Raw genomic sequence first — 21574 nt, forward strand, 5'->3', positions numbered from 1 at the left:
GAGACACCGTGCGCGCATGGTGGGTGAACGGGCCGGGCCCCATATCCACCCACCCGCTGGTTCAGGGACTCCGTGCCACTCCCACGCCTGCGGCCAACGAACTCCTGGTGGAAGTGACTGTCTGCGGTGTTTGCCGCACCGACCTCCACCTCGCTGAAGGAGACCTGGCACCGCACCGTGCGCAGACTGTGCCCGGGCATGAAGCAATCGGCGTGGTTGTTGAGGCAGGAGTTGCCTGCTCCCGGTTCAGGACTGGCGACAGGGTGGGTGTGGCGTGGCTTGGCGGGATTTGCGGCAGGTGCGACTACTGCCGCCGGGGTGATGAAAATCTGTGCCAGTCGCCCGTCTTCACCGGCTGGGACAGGGATGGCGGCTATGCCGAGTACTTGACGGTTGCGGAGGACTTTGCCTACCCGGTACCTCCAGCCTTCCCGGATGAGCAGGCGGCACCACTGCTGTGTTCGGGCATCATCGGGTACCGCGCGCTGAAGCGCGCCGCCCTTCCCGTGGGTGGCCGCCTTGGCATTTACGGCTTTGGCAGCTCTGCCCACATCACCGCCCAGTTGGCGCTTAAACAGGGCGCCTCCGTGTATGTCATGACCCGGTCTGACGGCGCGCGGTCGCTCGCCCTGGAGTTGGGAGCTGATTATGCGGGGGACGCTTATGACCAGCCGCCTGTACCGCTCGATTCCGCCATTCTTTTCGCACCGGTTGGAGACCTTGTCCCGGCTGCGCTGCGCGCCCTGGACCGGGGCGGAACGCTTGCCATCGCCGGAATCCACCTAAGCGACATCCCGGCCCTCAATTACACCAGGGAGCTCTTTTTTGAACGGCAGGTGCGGAGCGTGACAGCCAATACCCGGGCTGACGGGCGTGAGTTCCTGGCTCTCGCAGCCAGGCTTTCGCTTACCCTCACCACCACGGCCTACCCGTTCCAGGCTGCGGCCAAGGCACTTGAGGACCTGGCTGCCGACAGGATTACCGGTTCGGCAGTCCTGCGGGTCCGGCCGGAACAGTAGCCTCTCATCCAAACAGGACGGCGGCCTCCTGGTACCGCGCTTCAGGGACCACCTTCAGTTCCCCCAGCGCTTCTTCAAGGTCGACGTTGACAATGTCCGTGCCGCGCAGCGAAACCATGGTGCCCCACCTGCCGGCGGCTGCCGATTCGACGGCGGCCAGGCCCAGCCTGGTGGCAAGGACACGGTCGAAGGCCGTGGGTTCGCCGCCACGCTGGATGTGACCCAGGACGGTGGCGCGCGTTTCGATGCCGGTCCGCAGCTGCAGTTCTCCTTCAAGCAGCAGTCCGATGCCTCCCAGCCGCGGGCGTCCGAAAGTATCCAGGCCACGGGGCGCGTACGGTGCTTCGTGGCCTTCAGGAGCGAAGGCCTCGGCCACCACCACGAGCGGAGCCCTGCCCCGGTCACGGGCTGACAGCACCCACGAGCAAATTTGGTCCAGGGACACCGGATGTTCAGGTATCAGGATGGCGTGCGCGCCCGATGCCATCCCGGAATGCAGTGCTATCCAGCCCGCACTGCGGCCCATGACCTCGGCCACCATGCACCGGTGGTGCGACTCGCCGGTGGTCCGGAGCCGGTCGATGGCTTCGGTGGCGGTCTGCACCGCAGAATCAAAGCCGAAGGTGTAGTCGGTGGCGCCGAGGTCATTGTCGATGGTCTTGGGCACTCCCACCACGTTGATGCCCTGGGAGCAGAGTTCCCGGGCGGCTGCCAGTGTTCCCTCTCCCCCAATGGCAATCAGGCCGTCCAGTTCGTTGTGCCGGACGCAGGCACGGACACCCTCGATTCCATTGCCCACCAGCGGGTTGGTCCGGGACGTGCCCAGGATGGTTCCACCCAGGCGGGCGATCCCACGGACACTCGTACGGGGCAAAGGGTAAATGTCCTGCTCCAACACACCCCGCCAACCGTCCCGGAACCCGATGAATCCATAGCCATGCGAAACGTGTCCGCCCAGCACGGCTCCCCGGATGACCGCGTTCACGCCCGGGCAGTCACCGCCACTGGTGAGGATCCCCAGCCGCTTCACCGGACCACCACCCCCGAAGCCCGGACAGGCAACGGAAAATGGAGGGTTTGCCCGGGAGGAAGGACCTCGTCATTGCCATGCACCTGCACCTTGATGGGGCCGGCGTCACCGGGAGCAGAGGCGATGCTCATGTCCCCGTCCTTGAGATGTATGCGGAGGCGGTGTCCCCGGTAGAGGACCTCAAAGGCAACGGCGCGCAGCCCGGTGGGGAGGTTGGGTGCAAACAGGATCGTGTCACCGCTGAACCGGAGCCCCGCAAAGCTGCGCTGGACCACGTCGATGGTTCCGGCCATCGCGCCCAAATGGATGCCCGCGCGCGTGGTGCCGTGCTGGGTATCGTCAAGATCGGCGTCGAGCGCTTCCCGGAAACTGTCCCACGCCCGGTCCGCGTCCAGGCCCGCAAGGACGGACGCGTGGGCAACCCTGCTCAGGGTGGAGCCGTGCGCCGTCCTGGCCAGGTAATACTCGATCGTCTTGTTGAGGTGTTCCGCCGTGAATGCATACTGAAGCCGCCGAAGAATGCTGACCAGTCCGTCGTGCCCCAACAGGTACGGGAGCATCAGGACGTCGGCCTGCTTTGCCAGCTTGTAGCAGTTGGTACTGTCATCTTCGGCCTCGAGGATGAGGTCCAGCCGCTCAATGTCGCCGTACCTGTCCCGGTAGTGGTCCCAGTCGAGTTCCTTCAACGACCCGTAGCCCTCGAACTGGCTAATGACGCCGTCCTCGTGAAAGGGGACGTACATCGCCGATCCCACGTGCGCCCACCCGGCGGTTTCCTCCTCTGTGACACCCAGGCGTTCCATGAGTACGGCACGTTCGCTGCCGTGCAGGAAGGCCATGATTCCCCTTGCCGTGGAGCAGGCCCATGCCGCCATGACATTGGTGTAGGCATTGTCGTCCAGGCCGGGTCCGTCGCTGCCGGGATAGCCGGTGTGGTATTCGTCCGGTCCCACGACGCCGCGCAGGTGGTAACGGCCCTCCTGCTTGTCGTAGTCCGCCAGTGAGCGGAAGAAACGGGCAACCTCGATCACCAGTTCCGCCCCCTTTTGCAGGAGCCAGATCTTGTTACCAGTGGTCTGGAAGTACTGCCAGGCATTGAACGCGACAGCAAGTCCGGAGTGCACCTGCAGGTGCGAGTGGTCCTTGACCCACCTGCCGGACCTGTCGTTGTACAACCATTTGGGCGTTTCCTCGGTTCCGGCGCTGGCGCTTTGCCACGGAAATTTCGCCCCTGCCAGACCTTCCAGGGCCGCGGCATGCCGGGCGGCGGGAAGCCGCCGCCACCTGTAATCGATGACGGCACGCGCAACCTCAGGCGTCCTCGAGGCGAGTACCGGCAGGACGAACAGCTCATCCCAAAAGACGTGGCCCCGGTAGCCCTCGCCGTGGAGTCCACGCGCCGTCACGCCGGCATCCAGTTCGGTCGTATGGTGTGTCAGTGTCTGCAGCAGATGGAATATGTGCAGGTTCAGGACAAGGCGCACCTGGACCGGGGCATCGATCTCCACCATGAACGGCCGCAGCTCGCGCCGCCACGCTTCCTCGTGCGCCGTCAGCAGCGAATCGAAGTCCCCGGGGATACGCGCCAGGACCGCACGGGCGCCGGCTTCCGGAGAGGATATGGCACGGTCACGGGACGTCACCACTGCCACCGTCTTGGTGATCCGCACCGGGGCGCCGGCACTGAGGGACAGCAGAAGAGTCTGGAAATGGAAGGCCCCTTTCCTGCCCTCCTCAACTCCCTCCGCTTCCGGGAATACCTGTGTCCGATAGGCCGCGGCGATGCGGATGAGGCTCTGGGTAGTTTCCACTTCGACGACGGAGGCAGCAAGCGCGGACGGCTCAGGGATGGAGCGGTGGGAGGCTGTCCTGTCAGCGATGTGGACGTCCGAACCCTCGGCATGTTCGGGGAGGTTGGCGTTGCGGACCCCGGCGTTGACACCGCTGCGGACCTCCACCTGACCGCTCCAGCCCAGCGCGGTGATAACCGTCTCAAGGACCAGCAGATGGGGCTCGGCCATGGACGCGAAACGGGTTTGCACTACTTCCAGCCTGCGGTGGTCGGCTGTCTCCAGCAGCAGCCGCCGCTCCAGTACCGCCCGTCTGAGGTCCAGGACCCTGTGCTCGCGGACCGAGGTCATTCCGCCCTCCGACCACCACTGCTGGCCCGGCAGGCGCAGGTCGAGCGGCAGGCAGTTGGGGGCGTTGACCATGTGTTCTTCCAGCAGCGTCTCGCCGCCGGCTTCCGCGCGGACACGGTTGTAGACGCCGGCGAGGTACATGCCCGCGTAGCTGAAGCTGCCGCCTTCGGGCGCCGCCCCGCGGACGCCCATGTAACCATTGCCCAGCGTGGTCAGGGCTTCCCGGTGTCCCTCGTGTGCGGCGTCGAAACCTTCATAGACGAGGTGCCAGGCGTTGCCGATGACCTGGCCCAGATCCAGCTCCCCCACGTCGTTGAGGACGGTATGGGCGCCGGCTGCCTCAAGCTGCCGGCGGTTGCCGGTCCGGTCGATTCCGACAACGAGGCCGAAGTTACCCCGGCGGCCGGCCTCAACCCCCGCCGCGGAGTCCTCGATCACCACCGCATGTGGCGGGGAGACCCCAAGCCGCGATGCGGCCGCAAGAAAGACGTCCGGCGCCGGTTTTCCGCGCAGGCCGAGCCGGGCCGCCGTCGTTCCGTCCAGCACCACCCTGAAGAGATCCTGGATGCCCGCCGCTTCCAGGACCAACCCGGCGTTACGGCTTGAGGTGACCACAGCAGTGGGCACTGCCGCGCCCGCTAGCCTCTGCAGCAAATCCAGGGTGCCTGGGTAACTCTGGACGCCGTCGGTCCGGAGGTGTTTCAGGAACAGTTCGTTCTTCCAGGCACCCAGGCCGAACCCGGTCCATGCGCCGGCTTCGTCCGTCTCGTTTCCCTTCTCAACGTGCACTCCCCTGGCAGCCAGGAACCGTACCACCCCCTCCTCCCGCGGCATCCCGTCGATGAAGGTGAGGTAGTCATTCCTGCTGAGCGGGGCACGGTTGGCGCCGGCAGGGATTCTTGGGTCACGCAGGACCCGGTCGAACGCATCTTTCCAGGCAGCCTGGTGGACCAGCGCTGTATTGGTGACCACCCCGTCCAGGTCGAAGATGACGGCGTCAAACGGTGGCTTGGCAGCAGCGGCGGTGGGCGACCCGATCATAGGTCAGTGGTACCAGCAAAGCGGTCATTCCGGACAGGGCCCTAGGGCCCGGCGCGGCCGCCGGGTCACGACGCGGCCACTGGAACCCTATGTCTTTGCGCCGGCTGTGTGCCCCACGTGGCTCCACCAGGTCAACGGGGACGTGATGGAAAAACGCCTGCCCGTTACGGAGTTGGGAACGATCCGGACAAAGTGCTCCTTTTCACCGGCCTGCCAGGGAAACAGGGTAAGGCCTGCTCCCTTCATCAGTTCCTCCGATGGCTCGAGGATGACGGCCTTGCCTTTGACCAGGACGCTCCATGCTTTGGCGGCATCATGGCCGTCGGCTTCCAGGGCGACGGCGAGCGGCCCGCCTGCTGCGCGCAGTTTCGTTCCCTCCCCCGTCCGGAAGACCAGCGATTCGTGGTCCACTTTGTAGTTGACCGGGAACACCTCCGGGTATCCGTTCACCAGCACTGCCAAATGGCCGACGGATACTACACGCAGGAGGTCCCAGCACGTTCCGGCGTCCAGGACTTCGGTAGGCGTTTGCGGTGGATCGTTGTGCATGCAGTCGAAGGTAACGGCTTGCGGGGCCAGCCCGGTAGAGCATTTAGGCCCGGGTCCCCTTGCCTTGACAGGCAAAGAAAAACACCCCGGTCCGAAGACCGGGGTGTTTTACCCGTGGGTGGAGATGGGGGGAATTGAACCCCCGTCCGATGTCGTGTTGTCAGGGCTTCTCCGGGCGCAGTTTGCGTCGGATTTTCTCGGCCCCAGCCATGCTGCAAACAGCTGGCTGATCCGGGCCCAGTCATCTAAAAGTCCCGTTTACTCCGATGACGGGAGCAAACAGCAGTGGCTATCTAAATGACGCCAGGATCCGGGGCGATAGCAACCCCGGGCTGACGGACTGTCTTACTGCTTAGGCAGCAAGAGCGAAGTCAGTGCGCTTAGATTCGGCACTTATTGGTTTGCAGAAAGCGTTTACGAGATAATTCTGCATCCTCGGCCCGCTTCACCTGTCGCGACTAACACCGTCGAAACCGATCATCCCCGTATTTTGTTACCAAACCGGCTGGCAAGCCTGCCGGACTATTCATACTAACGCATGACCCGTGGAAATAATTCCTACCGGCGCCGGTTGCGCTCGCGCATCTCACGCTGGGCTTCACGGTTGTCCTGCTGTTCCCGCAGCGTCTGCCGCTTGTCGTATTCGCGCTTGCCGCGGGCAACACCGATTTCCACCTTGGCCTTGCCGTCCACGAAGTACAGCTGGAGGGGAACAATGGTGTAGCCGGACTCCCGGACCTTGTGGGAGATCTTGATGAGTTCTTCCCGGTGCAGCAGCAGCTTGCGGCGCCGGCGTGCCGCGTGGTTGGTCCAACTGCCCTGGTTGTATTCGGGAATGTGGATGGCTTCCATCCACAGTTCGTCGTTATAGAACGTGCAAAATCCGTCCACCATGGAGGCGTGGCCCTCACGCAGGGACTTCACTTCGGTGCCCATCAGCGCGATGCCGGCCTCGTAAGTGTCCAGCACGTGGTAATCGTGCCGGGCCTTGCGGTTGGTGGCCACTACCTTACGGCCACTTTCTTTAGGCACGGGGAAACTCCTCGGGTTCAGGTCGGGTGCCTCCGGGCCTGCGGCGCGGAGCTATACCAGTCTACGGCAGCAGCGCTTCGCCCCTACAGCAATCCCATGGGGTCGACGGCGGCACCATTGAGCCAGGTTTCGAAGTGGGCGTGGCAACCCGTGGAGTTGCCGGTGCTGCCGGAGTAGGCAATGAGCTGACCCTGGGAGACCCTCTGCCCATTCGAAACCACGATGCTGGAGTTGTGGTAGTAGATGGTGGTGAGCGTATTGCCCTGCACCACGCCGTGATCGATCTTGACGCGCCAACCGCCACCATCGGCGGAATTCCAGCCTGAGCTGAAGACCTCACCGGCAGCTGCCGCATACACGGGCGTGCCGCAGGCTGCGCCAAAGTCGATTCCGGTGTGCATGTATCCACCGGTGCCATAGAAGTCGATGGTTCCCGGCGGGGTGGTGCGGTAGCCAAAACCGGAGGTGATGGGGATGCTGCCGTCGAAGGGGTGGCGGAGGCCAAACGCCGACGGCGATCCCGCGGCGGGCGGGACGTACGGCTGCGCGGGCGGGGCCGGGCGGTTTGCGGCGGCCGCGGCCGCGGCCGCCGCAGCGGCAGCAGCAGCCGCCTGCCTGCGCTGCTCGGCTTCCCAAGCTTCACGGGCCCTGCGGTCGCGTTCGGCGATCTCGTTGGCCACCTGGTTCTGGTTGGCCTGGACGCCGGCCAACTGGGCCTGGATGCCGGGCTTTGCCGCCTGGAGTTCGGCATCGAGGCGGGTGGTGTCCGCAATGAGCTGGTCGACTTGGGCCTTCTTGGCCGCAGCCTCGTCGCGGGCGGCCTTCTCCCGCTCCAGGGCGGCGTCGGCCTTGGCCTTGAGGTCCTTGATCTCAGCTTCGACAGCTTGCAGGCGCGCTTCGGAGTTGACGTTGGTGGCGTTCTGCTGGCTGAGCTTGTCCATGGCTGCGTTCTGGCTGCGCATGGCCTGGTCCGCAAGGTCCATGGTCTCGGTCAGGCTGCTGCCGCTGTTGGAGCCGAAGAAGAGCGACAGGTTCGAAGGAACGCCGCCGGATTTGTAGGCCTGGGTGGCGATCTGCCCAATCAGTTTCTTGGTGTCCGCGATCTTTTGCTTGTCCGTCTCCAGCTGCTGGGTGATCTTGGCCTTGTTCTGCTGGGCCATGTCCACGCGGGCCGACAGCGCCTCTACCTCCTTGACAGCCCCGGCTACCCGGCCCTGTGCCTCAAGGAGTGCCTGCTGGGCACCGGGCAACTGTCCCTGGTAGATCACCAGGTCGCTGGCGGCCTTGGCGATCCGGGAATCGACGAATTCGAGGGATGCCTGGACGCGTGCGGCTTCGGCCTCGAGCGCGGCTTGGCGGTCTTCGAGGTCGTCGGCGAAAGCGACGGGTGTGGCAAGGGCCATCCCGGCCGAAAGGATGACGGTGAGCACGCCGCTGACGATCCCCAAACGGCGGGCAGCGGCCCGCCCTCGGCTGTGCCGGGGGCGGGGCAAGGTTTGGTGAATGAGGTTCATGGGCATTCCTAGGTCGCGGTGTGCACAGCCTAAACGCGCAAATATCTACGTAAGGTCAAGAGAGACGAAATTCCTGCCAAGGATCCGCCAAGGATTATCAGCGCCGGGGCGATGATCAGGGTCTGCCCGGATGAGATAAAGGCCGTATCCGGGTATTGCCGCGACATATAGTCGCCCAGGAAGTATTGCGCTACGGCCCACAGGGTGCCCGAGGCCAGGGCAGCGCCGATGACGGCTGCTATGACGCCTTCCAGGATGAACGGCAGCTGGATCACGGTTTTTGAGGCACCGACCAGGCGCATGATTCCGGTTTCGCGGCGCCGGCTGAACGCGGAGAGCCTGATGGTGGTGGCGATCAGCAGGATGGCGCAGACGATCATGACCCCTGCGATGCCGACCGCCACAAGGGACGCACCGTTCATCACCGAGAAGAGGCGTTCGAGGAGCTGGCGCTGGTCGATCACCGTTTCCACGCCTGGCTGGGAGGAAAACGTCTCGCTGATGATCTGGTACTTTTCCGGGTCCTTCATGTTGATCCGGAACGATGCGGGCAGCTGGTCCGGCGTCACGGAATCGACGATCGGAGAGTTCGAAAACTGGTCCTTGAAGTGCTTGTAGGCCTCATCCTTGGACTCGAACTGAAAGTCGTTGATGTACTGCGCCACGGCCGGGGACTCAAGGAGCGCGTTCAAGCCCTGTTGCTGCTCAGGGGTGACTGGCCCGGAAGCGCAACCCGGCGCCGTCGAACCTTCACTGCAAAGGAAGATCGCCACCTGGACCTTGTCGTACCAGTAGCCCTTCATCTGGTTGATCTGCATCTGCAGCATTCCGGCCGCACCCACGAAGGTGAGGGACACGAACGTCACCAGGATGACCGAGACCACCATGGAAAGGTTGCGGCGCAGCCCGCTGCCGATTTCCGAAAGGATGAATGCGAGCCTCACCGCTGGGCCTCGCCTTCAGCGCCGTTGCCCGGCAGGCCGCCGTCGGGCGTTTCCCTGCCACTGGCGTCCTTAAGGCGCCTGGACTGGCCGACGACGGGAATCATCGAGGTGTACAAGGCCTTGGCTTCGTCGCGGATCACCACGCCGTTCCTGAGTTCGACCACCCGTTTGCGCATTTCGTTGACGATGTCGTCATCGTGGGTGGCCATCACCACGGTGGTTCCGTTCTGGTTGATCTTGTCCAGGACGCCCATGATTCCCATGGACGTGGTGGGGTCCAGGTTTCCGGTGGGTTCGTCCGCGAGGAGGATCCCGGGCCGGTTGACCACGGCACGCGCGATGGCCACGCGCTGTTGCTCGCCGCCGGACAGCTCGTGCGGCATGCGGTGTTCCTTGCCTTCGAGGCCGACGGTCTTCAGGACCTCCGGGACGGTGTCGCGGATGACGCTGCGGCTCTTGCCGATGACCTGCATGGCGAACGCCACGTTGGCGAAGACATTCTTTTGGGGCAGGAGGCGGAAGTCCTGGAACACGACGCCGATGCCCCGGCGGAGGCGCGGAACACGCCAACTGGAAATCTTCGCGACGTTTTGGCCCGCCACGTAAACAGCGCCGGAGGTGGCGCGGTCTTCCTTCAGCACCAGGCGGAGGAAGGTGGATTTTCCGGAGCCGGACGCACCGACAAGGAAGGCGAATTCGCCGCGGTCAATCTCAAGGGTGACAGAGTCCAGCGCCGGACGGGCTTTCTGGTCGTAAACCTTGGTGACATTTTCGAATCGGATCATGGCCCTAAGTACCCTGCAGGGCATGGCTGATTCTTGTGATGCAGCCCAGTTCTGCAGCCGGTGCACGGGTTTTCGTTTGGGGAAAGTAGGGCCCCGGCCCCTCGACTATACGCAGGGTCCCCCGTGCTTCGACCTGCTTTCGGGGGCGTGTCGCTGGATCAGCTGCAGGACGGCGGGGCCGGCAGGCCTACTTTTCGGCGTTGCGGTTGTCAGTACGCCAGCGGATGCCCGCATCGATGAAGTCGTCAATCTCGCCGTCGAACACTGCGGACGTGTTGCCCACTTCGTGCTCGGTGCGCAGGTCCTTCACCATTTGATACGGGTTCAGAACGTAGGAGCGCATCTGGTCACCCCACGAAGCTTTAACATCGCCGGCCAGCGCCTTCTTCTCCGCATCCTCCTGCTCCTTCTTCAGCAGCAGGAGCCGGGACTGCAGCACGCGCATGGCGGCGGCGCGGTTCTGCAGCTGCGATTTCTCGTTTTGCATGGAAACCACCGTGCCGGTCGGGATGTGGGTGAGGCGGACGGCGGAGTCCGTGGTGTTGACCGACTGGCCGCCGGGGCCCGACGAACGGAACACGTCCACCCTGATTTCGTTGTCCGGGATGTCGATGGAGTCCGTCTGCTCGATCAGCGGAATGACTTCCACGGCGGCAAAGGACGTCTGGCGGCGGCCCTGGTTGTCGAACGGGCTGATCCTGACGAGACGGTGGGTTCCGGCTTCCACGCTGAGCGTGCCGTACGCGTAGGGAGCCTTCACCTCGAAGGTGGCCGACTTGAGCCCGGCCTCCTCCGCGTAGGACGTGTCCATGACGGTGGTGGGGTAGCCGTGCCGCTCGGCCCACCGGAGGTACATGCGCATCAGCATCTCGGCGAAGTCTGCGGCGTCCACACCTCCCGCGCCGGCGCGGATGGAGACCACGGCTTCGCGTTCGTCGTACTCGCCGGACAGCAGGGTGACCACTTCCAGGTCCTTGAGGGCTTTCCTAATGGACTCAAGTTCTGTCGCGGCCTCCCCCATCGAGTCCGCGTCGTCCTCGTCCTGCCCAAGCTCAACGAGGACTTCAAGGTCGTCGATCCGGGATGCCAGGCTGGTGAGTCGCTCCAGTTCGGACTGGCGGTGGGAAAGCCGGGAGGTGATTTTCTGCGCGGCCGCGGGGTCGTCCCAAAGGTCCGGCTCCCCTGCCCGCTCGCTGAGTTCGGCGATGTCTTCCTTGAGTGTCTCCACGTCGCTGACGCGTTCAATGGACTCGTAGGTGGCGCGCAGCGCCCGGATTTCAGCGGAAAAATCAATATTGGCCATGGTTGTTTAAGCCTACGCTATGGAGCGGTACGGCCCGGCGCTGCCAGGATCATTGGCTCAGCGGGTGCATGACTCAGCGGGTCAGGCGTGAGCGGGCGGTGGACGTCGCTTCGATTCGGATGCCATCAGGGACAAGGAAGTTCACCACAGGTGGGTGCACGTCTGCCGTGAGGACCACAACGGCGGTGGAACCGTCAGGTGTACCCGTTGTAGCGGCGACGGCGAGGCCTGAGAAACGCTGCGAGGCTGGGCTCCTCGAGACGAAGTCGGCAGCTACATTGCGGACGCGCGCGGGATTAAGGACAGCCGAGGGGCTTCCACCCTGGGATGTGACTTCTCCCAGGGTGTAGCTGTCGGCCGCCGCAAGCGACGCCCCGTCTGCCAGGGACAGCAGGCGCTTGTGCTCCAGATAGACGGCAGATATGCCGACGACGACCGTCGCCACCAGAAGTGCCAGGGTGATGTAGCCGAGAATCATCACCATGACCTGGCCGCTCTGGTCCGATTCCCGGCGTTTCACCGGTACCGGCCTACCAATTGGGTGGAAGACGCCTCAACCTCCGTGGCTGATAATCCGTCGGCGAACGGAATGAACGGCAGCGGTACGCTCAGGCTTACGGTGACAGTCACCGTGGTTCCGGCGGCCTGGCAGTCAGCAGGGTTGCAGGTCGTGGCCATGCGGGCCCTGTCTGCCTGGTGCCCGAAGTCGGAAAGGGCGAGGGCCACGGCCTGCTCCGCAGCTGCCTGGGCTGTGGAGGAATCCGGCTGTGCCACATAAACCTTCGCCGCCTGGTCCGCGGCACCCACCACAGCGAAGGAACCGCCCTGGATTTGCCCGACGGTGATCACGAAGTACACCAGCGGGACCATCAGCAGAAGTGCAAGGAACGTGAACTCGACTACCGCACTTCCTTGCTCGTGTCCGCTCCCCTGCTCCTCATGCACAAAGCCCTGCTGCTGGTGCTCCCCGCGAGCAGGCCTGGGGCAGTGGGATGGGTCGCCCACGTGCGTGCCCCCGGCACGCTCCCTGCAGAGCACTTCTGCCACGCGGGCCGTGACCAGGAACAGATTGGAACCGGCCTGTGCGCTGGAGCGGGACTGGGCACTGGAACAGGACTGCGCACTGGCGCGGGGTGGTCCGTCGGGGTGGGGCAACGGGCTGGCGCTGAACGGATCAAGGCTGGACAGCCGCATGCCCTTTCACCTCCAGCAGGTCCCGGGGCCCAATCAGACCGATGACCGGCATTGGGGACCGGACAGTCACTTCCAGGGTGCGCATCCCCTGGACAGTTACTTCCTGCGTACTGACCTGGTCAGCAAAGCCTTCGTTCAGGGCCATGCTGATGAGGCTGCGGGTCCGCTCTTGCGCGTCGGCGGCATTGCGGTCAGCGAGTGTGCCGTACCGGGCACCAGAGGCAGCAGCATCAATAAGTGTGTTCCGGACATGCAGAACCAGGGTCAGCTGAATAATCGCAAGGAAGAACATCGTCAGCAACCCGCCAACCAGGACGAAGTCCACCACGGCTGAACCCCGCTCGCCCGGCCTGGGCAGCACTGGCTGCACGGGTCCGTGAGCGGACGGCAGCATGGTTCAGTTCCCCACCTTGTCCATTGCCTGGTTGAACATGGCCTCCAAGGCGGGGCCCGCGAGCGCCAGCAGGGCTGCAACCAAGACCGCGGACATCAGGGTTATCATCACCCATCCCGGAACGTCACCTCGTTCAGGGTTATCGTTACCGATGGTCGGAGGCACCTGAAGGTCTTCCCTGCCTTCGGTGTACTGTGCACCGATAGGACGCCCCCTCCCGGCTGTCGCGGGCACCTTGAGCTGCAGTAGAGCGGCAAGGCCAAGAAGCAGCAGTGCACAGCGGGTTCCCATGGTTTTCATCTTGAGTCCTATTCCTGGTTCCTAAGGTGGGCTTTAACTAATGGCAGCGGGTCCGGGCTTCGGGTCTTTCTCCCCATCAGAAGCCCAGGTTGATGGCGGCCAGGCCGGGGAAGACAGCAAACACCACGGTCAGGGGAAGCACCCCGAAAACCAGGGGCACCATCATTGCGATTTCCTTTTTCCCGGCAGCTTCCATCAGGTCCCGCTTGGCCGAATCGCGGACGTCCTGCGCCTGCGCGCGAAGCACGTCCGCAAGGGGTGTTCCTCTTTCCACCGCAACGATGATGCCGTCAACAAACCTGACCAGCGGCGCAAGGTCGGTGCGCCCAGAGAACTCCTGCATTGCCAGAATCAGCGGCTTGCCGGCCCTGGTCTCCGCGAGGATCTTCGAAAATTCCTTGGACAGCTCACCGTTGGCACTCCTGCAGACGCGATCCAATGCGCCTGTTGCGCTCTCCCCTGCGCCGACGGCCAGGGCCATCAGTTCGGCAAGGCTGGGAAACTCGGCCATCATCCGCGCTTCCCGCCGGCGGACCTGGGCGCCAAGCCAGTAGTCCCGCAACACAAAACCCGCTGCAGTACTGCCGATAATTACCGCCGCTGCCAAGAGCGGGCTGAACCTGCCCGCTGCGGCTCCAATGAGCATGAAAGTCGCTGAGAGGACAAAACCCGCAGCAGCCCACAGCAACTGTTCAGCGCGGAAGTCGATGGCAGACTTGTTGATTCCTGCCTGGGCCAGCCGCCGGCCCGTGGCACCAGGCGTGGGGTTCAGTCTTCCCAACGCGGACAGCCAGTCCCGGAAGACGGGACGGAAAATTCGTTCGAGGGGGCCGAAAGGTGTCAGGTTCTGCTCGCCGGCGTGCAGGAGCCTCGACTCCAGGTTTTGCGACTTAAGTTGGGGCTCTATGCGTTGGGAAAGCGTCAGGGCGCGCATGGGAGGTGACCGGAAGATCACGAGCCACAAACCAAGGCCAAGGCCGATACCGCAGATTACTGCTGCAGGCGGGATGACGATCATCGGAGCACCCTTTCGTCCTGTGGTAGGGCCCCGATCTTCAACATCACCGTGTAGCAAACAAGCGAGACCACCAAGCCGCCGAGCAGGACTGCGGCGCCCATAGGCGTGTTGTAGGCCTGGATCGCCTCCGGCCTGCTGGCAAGCAGGATCATCACGATCCAGGGTGCCGCGACGGCAAGCCGGGCGGCATTGATGGTCCACGACTGCCGCGCCTCGAGCTCGCTGCGGGTCCGGGCATTCTCCCGCAGGAATTCCGCCAAGGTGCCCAGGAGCTTCCCCAGGTCCGAACCGCCTACCTCCCGGGTCAGCCGGAGCGCTTCGACGATGCGGTCGGCCACCGGGTCAGCCAATCGCTGCTTCAACTTGTTTAGAGACCCATCAAACTGGCCTCCGGCGCGATAGTCAGCGCCGAACTCACGAAAAATGGGCCGCAATTCCTCAGGTCCCTTTTCTCCAAGCTGAATGAGGGCCTCGGGCAGGGGCAGGCCCGCACGGATCGCAGAGCGCAGATGATCCACGACGTCAGGCCAGAGTTGGCGCAGCAGGGCCGTCCTCTTTTTGGCCCGCCACCTGAGGATGGTGATGGGAAGCCATGTGCCGAAAAGTCCGAAGCAGCCGGCAATGGGCCACGAATGGCTAAGCCCGTAGAACACCAGTGCTACAAAAACCCCGAGGCCCAAGCAAGTACCGGCCAAACCGCGGGCTGAGACCCTGTCGACCCCGGCAACCGCGAGCAGGTCAGCCAGGTGGCCGGGCTTTCGCACGCGGTTCCCGTGGTCCGGCGTTTCCCAACAGGACCACCAAATGAGGAAGAGGCCCATCCCTAGCGCCGCCCCCATCAGCGCCGGGATCATCGCGGATCCAGCAGCGTGGCGAGGTCGTATCCTGCCCGCGAAAACTTCTCAGCTGCCGGCATGGCGTTGGCCCGTGGTTGCAGGATTCCATTCTCCAGGGCGAAAACCAGTGACGACTCGATGATGCCGTTTTCCACGCGGCGCCCCAACGATAGGATTTGGGTCACTTGCCGACGCCCATCGGGATGCCTGCTGCAGTGCACTACAAGGTCGATGCAGGATGCAACGGTGGGGACCACGAACGCACTGGAGATGTTGTCCCCCGCCAGCAGCGGCAACGTGCAGATCTTGGTCACAGCATCGTGCGCCGAGTTCGCATGGACGGTGCACATTCCGGGCAGGCCACTGTTAAGGGCAATCAGCATGTCCAGGCTCTCGGCTTCCCGCACCTCCCCTACCACCAGCCGGTCCGGACGCATCCGCAACGCTTCCTTGACCAGGCGACGGAGTGGAATTTCGCCCTCACCTTCGAGGTTCGGCTGCCGGCACTGCAGACCCACCACGTCCCGGAGCGGAAACTGAAGTTCAAAGATCTCCTCGACCGTGATGACACGCTCCCGGCTACCTATGCTCGCCGCCAGACAGTTCAGCATGGTTGTCTTGCCTGCCTGGGTGGCCCCCGACACAAGGATGTTGAGGCCACTGGACACCGCTGCGCCGAGAAATCGTGCCGACTGCGGTGTCAGCGTTCCCAACTCGACCAGGTGTTCCAGTCGGCTGGCCTTCACGACGAATTTGCGGATGTTCACGGCCCAGTGCCGGCGGGTTACATCCGGAATGACTACGTGGAGCCTGGATCCGTCCGGCAGTGCCGCGTCCACAAAAGGGGACGACATGTCCAGCCTCCTGCCGGAGCTTTTGAGCATGCGTTCTACGAGGTCACGCACGTGTTGCTCGGAGAGGCTCAGCGAGGTCAGCTCTGACTCCCCGTTGCGTGCCACATATATTTCGTTTGGCGCGTTGAGCCAGATCTCTTCTATTGAAGGATCGTCGAGGAGTGGCTGGAGCACTCCAAAGCCGGCTACGGCATCGAACAGGAACCTACGGGCAGCATCCAACGGGCCAAGGGGTGGAAGAGGCCCCATCAGGGCGCGCTCGTCATAGTCAGTGACGGCTGCTTCCACCAGCCTACGGACCTCTCCTGCCTGCCTCAGTGGGTCCAGCCCACGACGGCGGATGAGCTCGCGGACTTCGTCCTCGACAATTCCCAGCGCGTCCATATGTTCCCCCATACAACTGCCGCCCCCAGCGGAGGCAGTTCGACTGGGTACAGCTTAAGTAGAGGGTCCTGCCGCAACAAGTCATTCAGCACTCCTGTGGATAACTGACGACCCTCAAGATTCCCCTTAGTAGGGCTCAAGATTTCGCTTCGAAGACCACAGGATTCACATAAGTAACACCAGAATCACTGGTTGCGCCAGTAACACTGGTGCTATGGTGAGCGCGTTATTTATCGAAATAGCACTATCAGGTGCCTTCCTGGGGGAAATCACCTGAGCAGTATCCAAAGAGGCGCTTGGGGGAGCGCCGCATTGTCTCCGGAGCACATATGAAGCGGAACCTGTCTCAGTCCCGTCGCCCAATCATGATGTCCCTTGGGGCCGGCTTATTAGCTGCCTCCTTGCTGACCGGCCCTGGCCTGATCGGAGCAGCTTCCGCTTTGGAGCCCAGTCCCACACCAACGCCTGCCCCGTCCCAAACTGCCACTACGCTGCCACAGGCGACGCCGGCACCAACAACCACAGCGTCGCCGCAGCCTTCCATCGCAGCCAGTTCGCCGACGTCGGCTACTCCCCAGTCAATGGCCCAGGCCATCGGCCCCGGCGGGGCGGAAATGGGGCAGAGGTCCAAGAGAGTGACCTCTGCTTCCCCGTCGCCCACCGCCCAGAAGCTCAGCGCCGAATCGCTCGCAACAGAGGGCACATGGATGCCCTCCTTTGGGATACAGGGGCTTGACGTCAGTGGACACCAAACCAGCGTCGACTGGCAGCAGCAGTGGAACATGGGTGCCAGGTTCGCGTATGTGAAAGCCTCTGAAGGCAATTACTTCACGAATGATCTGTTTGGCTCGCAGTACCAAGGCGCACGAAGCGTGGGGATGCTCCGGGGTGCTTACCACTTCGCGATCCCCAACTGGTCTTCCGGCGCCGATCAGGCGCGCTATTTCGTGAACAACGGTGGCGGATGGTCCGGCGACGGCTATACGTTGCCGCCGGTTCTCGACTTCGAGTTCAACCCCTACGAGGGTCGGACGATCAACGGCTTCTACTTTGGCAACACCTGCTATGGCATGTCCCAGGCGCAACTGACATCCTGGGTCCAGGACTTCGGAAACACGATGAGGTCCCTCACCGGCAGACTGCCGATGATCTATACGAATACAAATTGGTGGAACCAGTGCCTGGGCAATCCCACCGGTTTTGGGGACTATCCCTTGTGGGTTGCGGCCTACCCGTACTCGGCAACCAACGATGCGGGCGCCATTCCGACAGGGAGTTGGGACACCTACAGCATCTGGCAGTACAGCAGCACCGGGCCGTTTGCTGGGGACTCCAACGTTTGGAACGGGGACTATGCGGGACTCAAGGCATTCGCTTCCGGAGCCGTTCCATTGGCGGCGAGCCAGGCCATAGGCGACGTCCGATCCCGTACGCCAGAACTGGGAGCCCAGACGTCCAACATAGTTTGCGGCCTGCGCGAGGGAGGCTGCTACCAGAACTTCCAGAACGGTGCAGTCATATGGTCCCCGGCCAACGGAGCCCATCCCAGCCTGGCAGGTCCGATCAGGACGCTCTGGCAAGCCGACGGCTTCGAAAATGGAACCATGGGCTACCCGACCTCTGCCGTAATCTGCGGCCTGAAGGACGGCGGCTGCTATCAAAACTTCCAGAACGGTGCCATCCTGTGGAGTTCTGGCTCTGGCGCGCAAATCAGCGTGAGCGGACCAATTCGAACTGCCTGGGCAGCAACAGGCTTTGAAAACGGCGTTATGGGATATCCCACCGGAGGTCAAACATGCGGCCTCGCCGCACAGGGTTGTTACCAAAACTTCCAGTCGGGCGCGGTCTTGTGGTCTCCTGCTACCGGGGCCAAGCGCAGCCTCAACGGACCCATTAGGGCGGCTTGGCAAAAGACAGGCTTCGAGTCAGGGCCACTTGGCTACCCGACCAGCGACACGCTTTGCGGTCTTCGGGACGGCGGCTGCTTCCAAAGTTTCCAAACAGGCAGCATCGCGTCCTCATTCACCAATGGAGCACACATCGTTTGGGGCCAGATGGAGTCGGCCTGGAGGGCAGGTGGCCGGGAAGCAGGACCCCTGGGCTACCCCGCTGCAGATGAAGTCTGCGGCCTCAAGAACGGGGGGTGCCGGCAACTGTTCGAAAAGGGTGCCACCGTCTGGTCACCCTCCACTGGAGCCCAATTGAGCCCCGCCGGACCTATCCGCACGTTGTGGCTTCAGCAAGGGGGTGAGAGCGGTCTGATGGGATATCCCACCGGGCCTCAAACATGCGGGCTCGTCAACGGCGGCTGCTTCCAGGAGTTCGAAGGCGGGGCCATTATTTGGTCTGCGACGTCCGGTGCGCAGCTGAGCAAGGCTGGTCCCATCAGAAATGAATGGGCTCGAACTGGCTTTGAGAACGGTGCCATGGGCTACCCCACCGCAAATGAAGTTTGCGGGCTACCCGACGGGGGCTGCTCGCAGGATTTCCAGAACGGCTCACTTACGTGGACTTCCGGCAGAGGCGTTTTGCGGGTCATGTCCCCAATTTTTGCTTCGTGGAAAGCTCAGGGGCGCGAGTCCGGAGTACTTGGCTACCCCAGCGCAACCCAAGTCTGCGGACTTGTCGGAGGAGGCTGCTACCAGAACTTCCAGAATGGCGCCGTTCTCTGGTCGGCGGCCACGGGCGCCCAGCCGAGCCCTGCAGGGCCCATCCGCACACTCTGGGCTGCGACAGGATACGAAAACGGTTCTCTCGGATACCCCACCAGTAGCCAGGTCTGCGGTTTGAAAGACGGTGGTTGCTACCAGAACTACCAAAACGGGGCTATTCTCTGGTCTCCCGCCACGGGCGCGCAGATAAGCCCCAACGGACCCATCAGATCCAAGTGGGGCTCCATGGGCTACGAGCTCAGCGAGTTGGGATACCCTACGGGCGGTGTGGTCTGCGGCATCAGGGACGGGGGCTGCTACCAGAATTTCCAAGGCGGAGCGATGCTGTGGTCGCAGGCAACGGGGGCTCAGCCCAGCACTGGACCAATCCGCACGAAGTACGCCAGCCTTGGCTACGAGAACAGCTTCCTCGGCTATCCCATCGCGGCGACTTCCTGCACCTTGGCCAACGGAGGCTGCTTCCAGAACTACCAGGGCGGGTCCATCACCTGGAGCCCCACAACTGGGGCAAGCGCAAGCACAGTGCGCCGGTAACCGGTGTGGCTCCTGCTGCGAGAGGCAGGAGCCACGGTCAGAAGCTATTGGATTCAGAACAGAAAAGGGTTGAAGCAGCCGCTTCAACCCTTTTCTGTTTGTAGAAATCTACTTTTCGGCGAGGAGCTCGAGCAGGTATGAGCCGTAACCGCTCTTGACGAGGGGTTCGGCCCTTTCGCGGAGTTCATCGTCGGTCAGGAACCCCAGCCGCCACGAGATCTCTTCGGGCGCTCCAATCTTCAAGCCTTGCCGGTTCTCCACCGTCCGAATGAAATTGGAGGCATCGTTTAGGTCGTTGAAGGTCCCGGTGTCGAGCCAAGCAGTTCCCCGGGGCAGGATCTCGACCTGCAGCTTACCGGCGTCCAGATAGACGCGGTTCACGTCGGTGATCTCGAGTTCACCGCGGGCGGACGGCTTGAGGTTCTTGGCGATGTCAACAACATCGTTGTCATAGAAATAGAGCCCTGGAACTGCGTAGTGGCTCTTGGGTGCCGCGGGCTTCTCTTCCAGGGACAGAGCCTTGCCATCGTCATCGAATTCCACCACCCCGTAAGCAGACGGATCCTTGACCCAGTATCCGAAGACTGCTCCCCCGTCGATGGTCTTGAACCTGCGCAGCTGAGTGCCCATGCCCTGGCCATAGAAGATGTTGTCACCCAGGACCAGAGCAACGCTGTCATCACCGATATGGTCCGCACCGAGCACAAATGCCTGGGCCAGTCCGTCAGGAGAAGGCTGCTGCTTGTAGGTGATGGAGACGCCGAACCGGGACCCATCCCCCAATAAGCGTTCAAACTGCTCCGCGTCGTGGGGAGTGGTAATGATGAGGATGTCCCGGATCCCAGCCAGGATCAGCGTGGACAGCGGGTAGTAGATCATCGGCTTGTCGTAGACCGGTACCAATTGCTTGCTGACACCCAGCGTGATGGGATGAAGCCTGGAGCCGGTTCCGCCGGCCAGTATTATTCCGCGCATGTCCCCATCTTTCCCTTCGCTAGGAGCAGCAGCAAATCCGGTAGTCTAGGGAATTATGCAGCGACTTCTCGTAACCGGCGGAGCCGGCTTTATTGGCTCGAACTTTGTCCACTACGTTTTGGAAAACACCGACGACCACGTAACGGTTCTGGACAAGCTGACCTACGCAGGTAACCTCGAGTCGTTGAAGGGCCTTCCGGAGGAACGTTTCACCTTCGTCCGGGGCGATATCGCGGACGCAGCCCTTGTAGATGGTCTTGTTGCCGATTCCGACGTCGTTGTTCACTACGCTGCCGAGTCGCACAACGACAACTCGTTGCACGACCCACGCCCTTTCCTGGACACCAACATCATCGGCACCTATACGCTCATTGAGGCAGCGCGCAAGCACAACAAACGCTTCCACCACATCTCCACGGACGAAGTTTACGGAGACCTGGAGCTGGATGACCCGGAGCGTTTCACCGAACAAACGCCTTACAACCCCTCAAGCCCGTACTCGTCAACCAAGGCCGGTTCCGATCTGCTGGTACGGGCATGGGTACGCTCCTTCGGCCTGCAGGCCACCATCAGCAACTGTTCCAATAACTATGGTCCGTACCAGCACGTGGAGAAGTTCATCCCCCGGCAGATCACCAATGTCATCGACGGCATTCGCCCCAAGCTCTACGGTAAGGGCGAGAACGTCAGGGACTGGATCCACGCCAACGACCATTCCTCCGCTGTGCTTGCAATCATCGCCGGGGGAAAGATTGGCGAGACCTATCTGATCGGCGCGGACGGCGAGAAGAACAACAAAGACGTCGTAGAGCTGATCCTCAAGCACATGGGACAGGCCCCGGATGACTACGACCATGTGGTCGACCGGCCAGGTCACGACCTCCGCTACGCCATCGATTCCACCAAGTTGCGCGACGAACTCGGGTGGAAACCTCAGTTCTCCAACTTCGACGAGGGCATCGAAGACACAATCGGCTGGTACCGGGATAACGAAGACTGGTGGCGCCCGCAGAAGGCTGCCACCGAAGCAAAATACAAGGAACAGGGCCAGTAGT

The 21574-nt window shown here is 62.8% G+C and carries 20 protein-coding genes and 1 other RNA gene; 3 read left to right on the forward strand and 18 right to left on the reverse strand.

The annotated features are described in order from the left end of the window. The first annotated feature begins 8 nt into the window (after positions 1–8). A complete protein-coding gene (locus LDO86_RS12715) occupies positions 9–1019 on the forward strand; it encodes a zinc-dependent alcohol dehydrogenase family protein (RefSeq protein ID WP_018768463.1) in 1011 nt (336 codons plus the stop codon). Positions 1020–1023: 4 nt separating this feature from the next. Here the strand turns inward: LDO86_RS12715 and LDO86_RS12720 are convergent, their stop codons facing one another. From LDO86_RS12720 to LDO86_RS12800, 17 genes are all read right to left on the reverse strand, one after another. Further along, a complete protein-coding gene (locus LDO86_RS12720) occupies positions 1024–2049 on the reverse strand; it encodes an ATP-dependent 6-phosphofructokinase (RefSeq protein WP_018768464.1) in 1026 nt (341 codons plus the stop codon). Next, complete coding sequence (locus tag LDO86_RS12725; protein WP_224083999.1) at positions 2046–5231, reverse strand: HAD-IA family hydrolase; 3186 nt, start codon at positions 5229–5231, stop codon at positions 2046–2048. Before LDO86_RS12725 ends, LDO86_RS12720 begins: the two co-directional genes overlap by 4 nt. Positions 5232–5318: 87 nt before the next feature. Then, complete coding sequence (locus LDO86_RS12730; protein WP_018768466.1) at positions 5319–5780, reverse strand: pyridoxamine 5'-phosphate oxidase family protein; 462 nt, start codon at positions 5778–5780, stop codon at positions 5319–5321. Between the two features lie 116 nt (positions 5781–5896). Further along, positions 5897–6265, reverse strand: a transfer-messenger RNA (tmRNA) gene (gene ssrA, locus LDO86_RS12735). 73 nt (positions 6266–6338) lie between these two features. Beyond that, positions 6339–6812 carry an SsrA-binding protein SmpB gene (smpB, locus tag LDO86_RS12740; protein ID WP_009356865.1) on the reverse strand — a complete coding sequence of 158 codons (474 nt, stop codon included), beginning with the start codon at positions 6810–6812 and terminating at the stop codon, positions 6339–6341. 83 nt (positions 6813–6895) lie between these two features. Next, positions 6896–8326: a M23 family metallopeptidase gene (locus LDO86_RS12745; protein WP_018768468.1), complete on the reverse strand. Its 1431-nt coding sequence runs from the start codon at positions 8324–8326 to the stop codon at positions 6896–6898. A 29-nt stretch (positions 8327–8355) separates the two neighbouring features. Beyond that, positions 8356–9270 (reverse strand): permease-like cell division protein FtsX, encoded by a 915-nt coding sequence (ftsX, locus tag LDO86_RS12750; RefSeq protein ID WP_018768469.1) that lies wholly within the window; start codon positions 9268–9270, stop codon positions 8356–8358. After that, positions 9267–10055, reverse strand: a complete 789-nt coding sequence (gene ftsE, locus LDO86_RS12755) for a cell division ATP-binding protein FtsE (RefSeq protein WP_018768470.1) — start codon at positions 10053–10055, stop codon at positions 9267–9269. Before ftsE ends, ftsX begins: the two co-directional genes overlap by 4 nt. Before the next feature lie 187 nt (positions 10056–10242). Further along, positions 10243–11358 carry a peptide chain release factor 2 gene (gene prfB / locus LDO86_RS12760; RefSeq protein ID WP_018768471.1) on the reverse strand — a complete coding sequence of 372 codons (1116 nt, stop codon included), beginning with the start codon at positions 11356–11358 and terminating at the stop codon, positions 10243–10245. Between the two features lie 73 nt (positions 11359–11431). Further along, positions 11432–11878 carry a pilus assembly protein TadG-related protein gene (locus tag LDO86_RS12765; RefSeq protein ID WP_018768472.1) on the reverse strand — a complete coding sequence of 149 codons (447 nt, stop codon included), beginning with the start codon at positions 11876–11878 and terminating at the stop codon, positions 11432–11434. Continuing rightward, positions 11875–12552, reverse strand: coding sequence for a hypothetical protein (locus tag LDO86_RS20265; RefSeq protein WP_018768473.1), 678 nt, complete (start codon positions 12550–12552; stop codon positions 11875–11877). The genes LDO86_RS12765 and LDO86_RS20265 overlap by 4 nt, the downstream gene beginning before the upstream one ends. After that, positions 12533–12946: a TadE family protein gene (locus LDO86_RS12775; RefSeq protein ID WP_018768474.1), complete on the reverse strand. Its 414-nt coding sequence runs from the start codon at positions 12944–12946 to the stop codon at positions 12533–12535. Before LDO86_RS12775 ends, LDO86_RS20265 begins: the two co-directional genes overlap by 20 nt. 3 nt (positions 12947–12949) lie before the next feature. Further along, positions 12950–13246: a hypothetical protein gene (locus LDO86_RS12780; protein ID WP_018768475.1), complete on the reverse strand. Its 297-nt coding sequence runs from the start codon at positions 13244–13246 to the stop codon at positions 12950–12952. A 76-nt stretch (positions 13247–13322) separates the two neighbouring features. Continuing rightward, positions 13323–14264: a type II secretion system F family protein gene (locus tag LDO86_RS12785; protein WP_018768476.1), complete on the reverse strand. Its 942-nt coding sequence runs from the start codon at positions 14262–14264 to the stop codon at positions 13323–13325. Next, on the reverse strand, positions 14261–15118 hold the full coding sequence (locus LDO86_RS12790) for a type II secretion system F family protein (protein ID WP_018768477.1): 858 nt from the start codon (positions 15116–15118) through the stop codon (positions 14261–14263). Before LDO86_RS12790 ends, LDO86_RS12785 begins: the two co-directional genes overlap by 4 nt. Continuing rightward, entirely contained in the window at positions 15115–16338 is a 1224-nt protein-coding gene (locus tag LDO86_RS12795) for an ATPase, T2SS/T4P/T4SS family (protein ID WP_018768478.1), read from the reverse strand. Before LDO86_RS12795 ends, LDO86_RS12790 begins: the two co-directional genes overlap by 4 nt. A 346-nt stretch (positions 16339–16684) precedes the next feature. Beyond that, entirely contained in the window at positions 16685–17041 is a 357-nt protein-coding gene (locus LDO86_RS12800; RefSeq protein ID WP_018768479.1) for a hypothetical protein, read from the reverse strand. Between the two features lie 4 nt (positions 17042–17045). On the opposite strand from LDO86_RS12800, the gene LDO86_RS12805 reads away from it, so the two are divergent. Beyond that, entirely contained in the window at positions 17046–19544 is a 2499-nt protein-coding gene (locus LDO86_RS12805) for a GH25 family lysozyme (RefSeq protein WP_018768480.1), read from the forward strand. A gap of 108 nt (positions 19545–19652) precedes the next feature. On the opposite strand, the gene rfbA is transcribed toward LDO86_RS12805, so the two are convergent. Next, positions 19653–20519: a glucose-1-phosphate thymidylyltransferase RfbA gene (gene rfbA / locus LDO86_RS12810; RefSeq protein ID WP_018768481.1), complete on the reverse strand. Its 867-nt coding sequence runs from the start codon at positions 20517–20519 to the stop codon at positions 19653–19655. A 55-nt stretch (positions 20520–20574) separates the two neighbouring features. Here rfbA and rfbB point away from each other — a divergent pair, with 55 nt between their 5' ends. After that, on the forward strand, positions 20575–21573 hold the full coding sequence (gene rfbB, locus LDO86_RS12815; RefSeq protein WP_018768482.1) for a dTDP-glucose 4,6-dehydratase: 999 nt from the start codon (positions 20575–20577) through the stop codon (positions 21571–21573). Position 21574 lies beyond the last annotated feature (1 nt).

The sequence above is a fragment of the Arthrobacter sp. StoSoilB19 genome (assembly GCF_019977275.1).
Classification (GTDB): domain Bacteria; phylum Actinomycetota; class Actinomycetes; order Actinomycetales; family Micrococcaceae; genus Arthrobacter.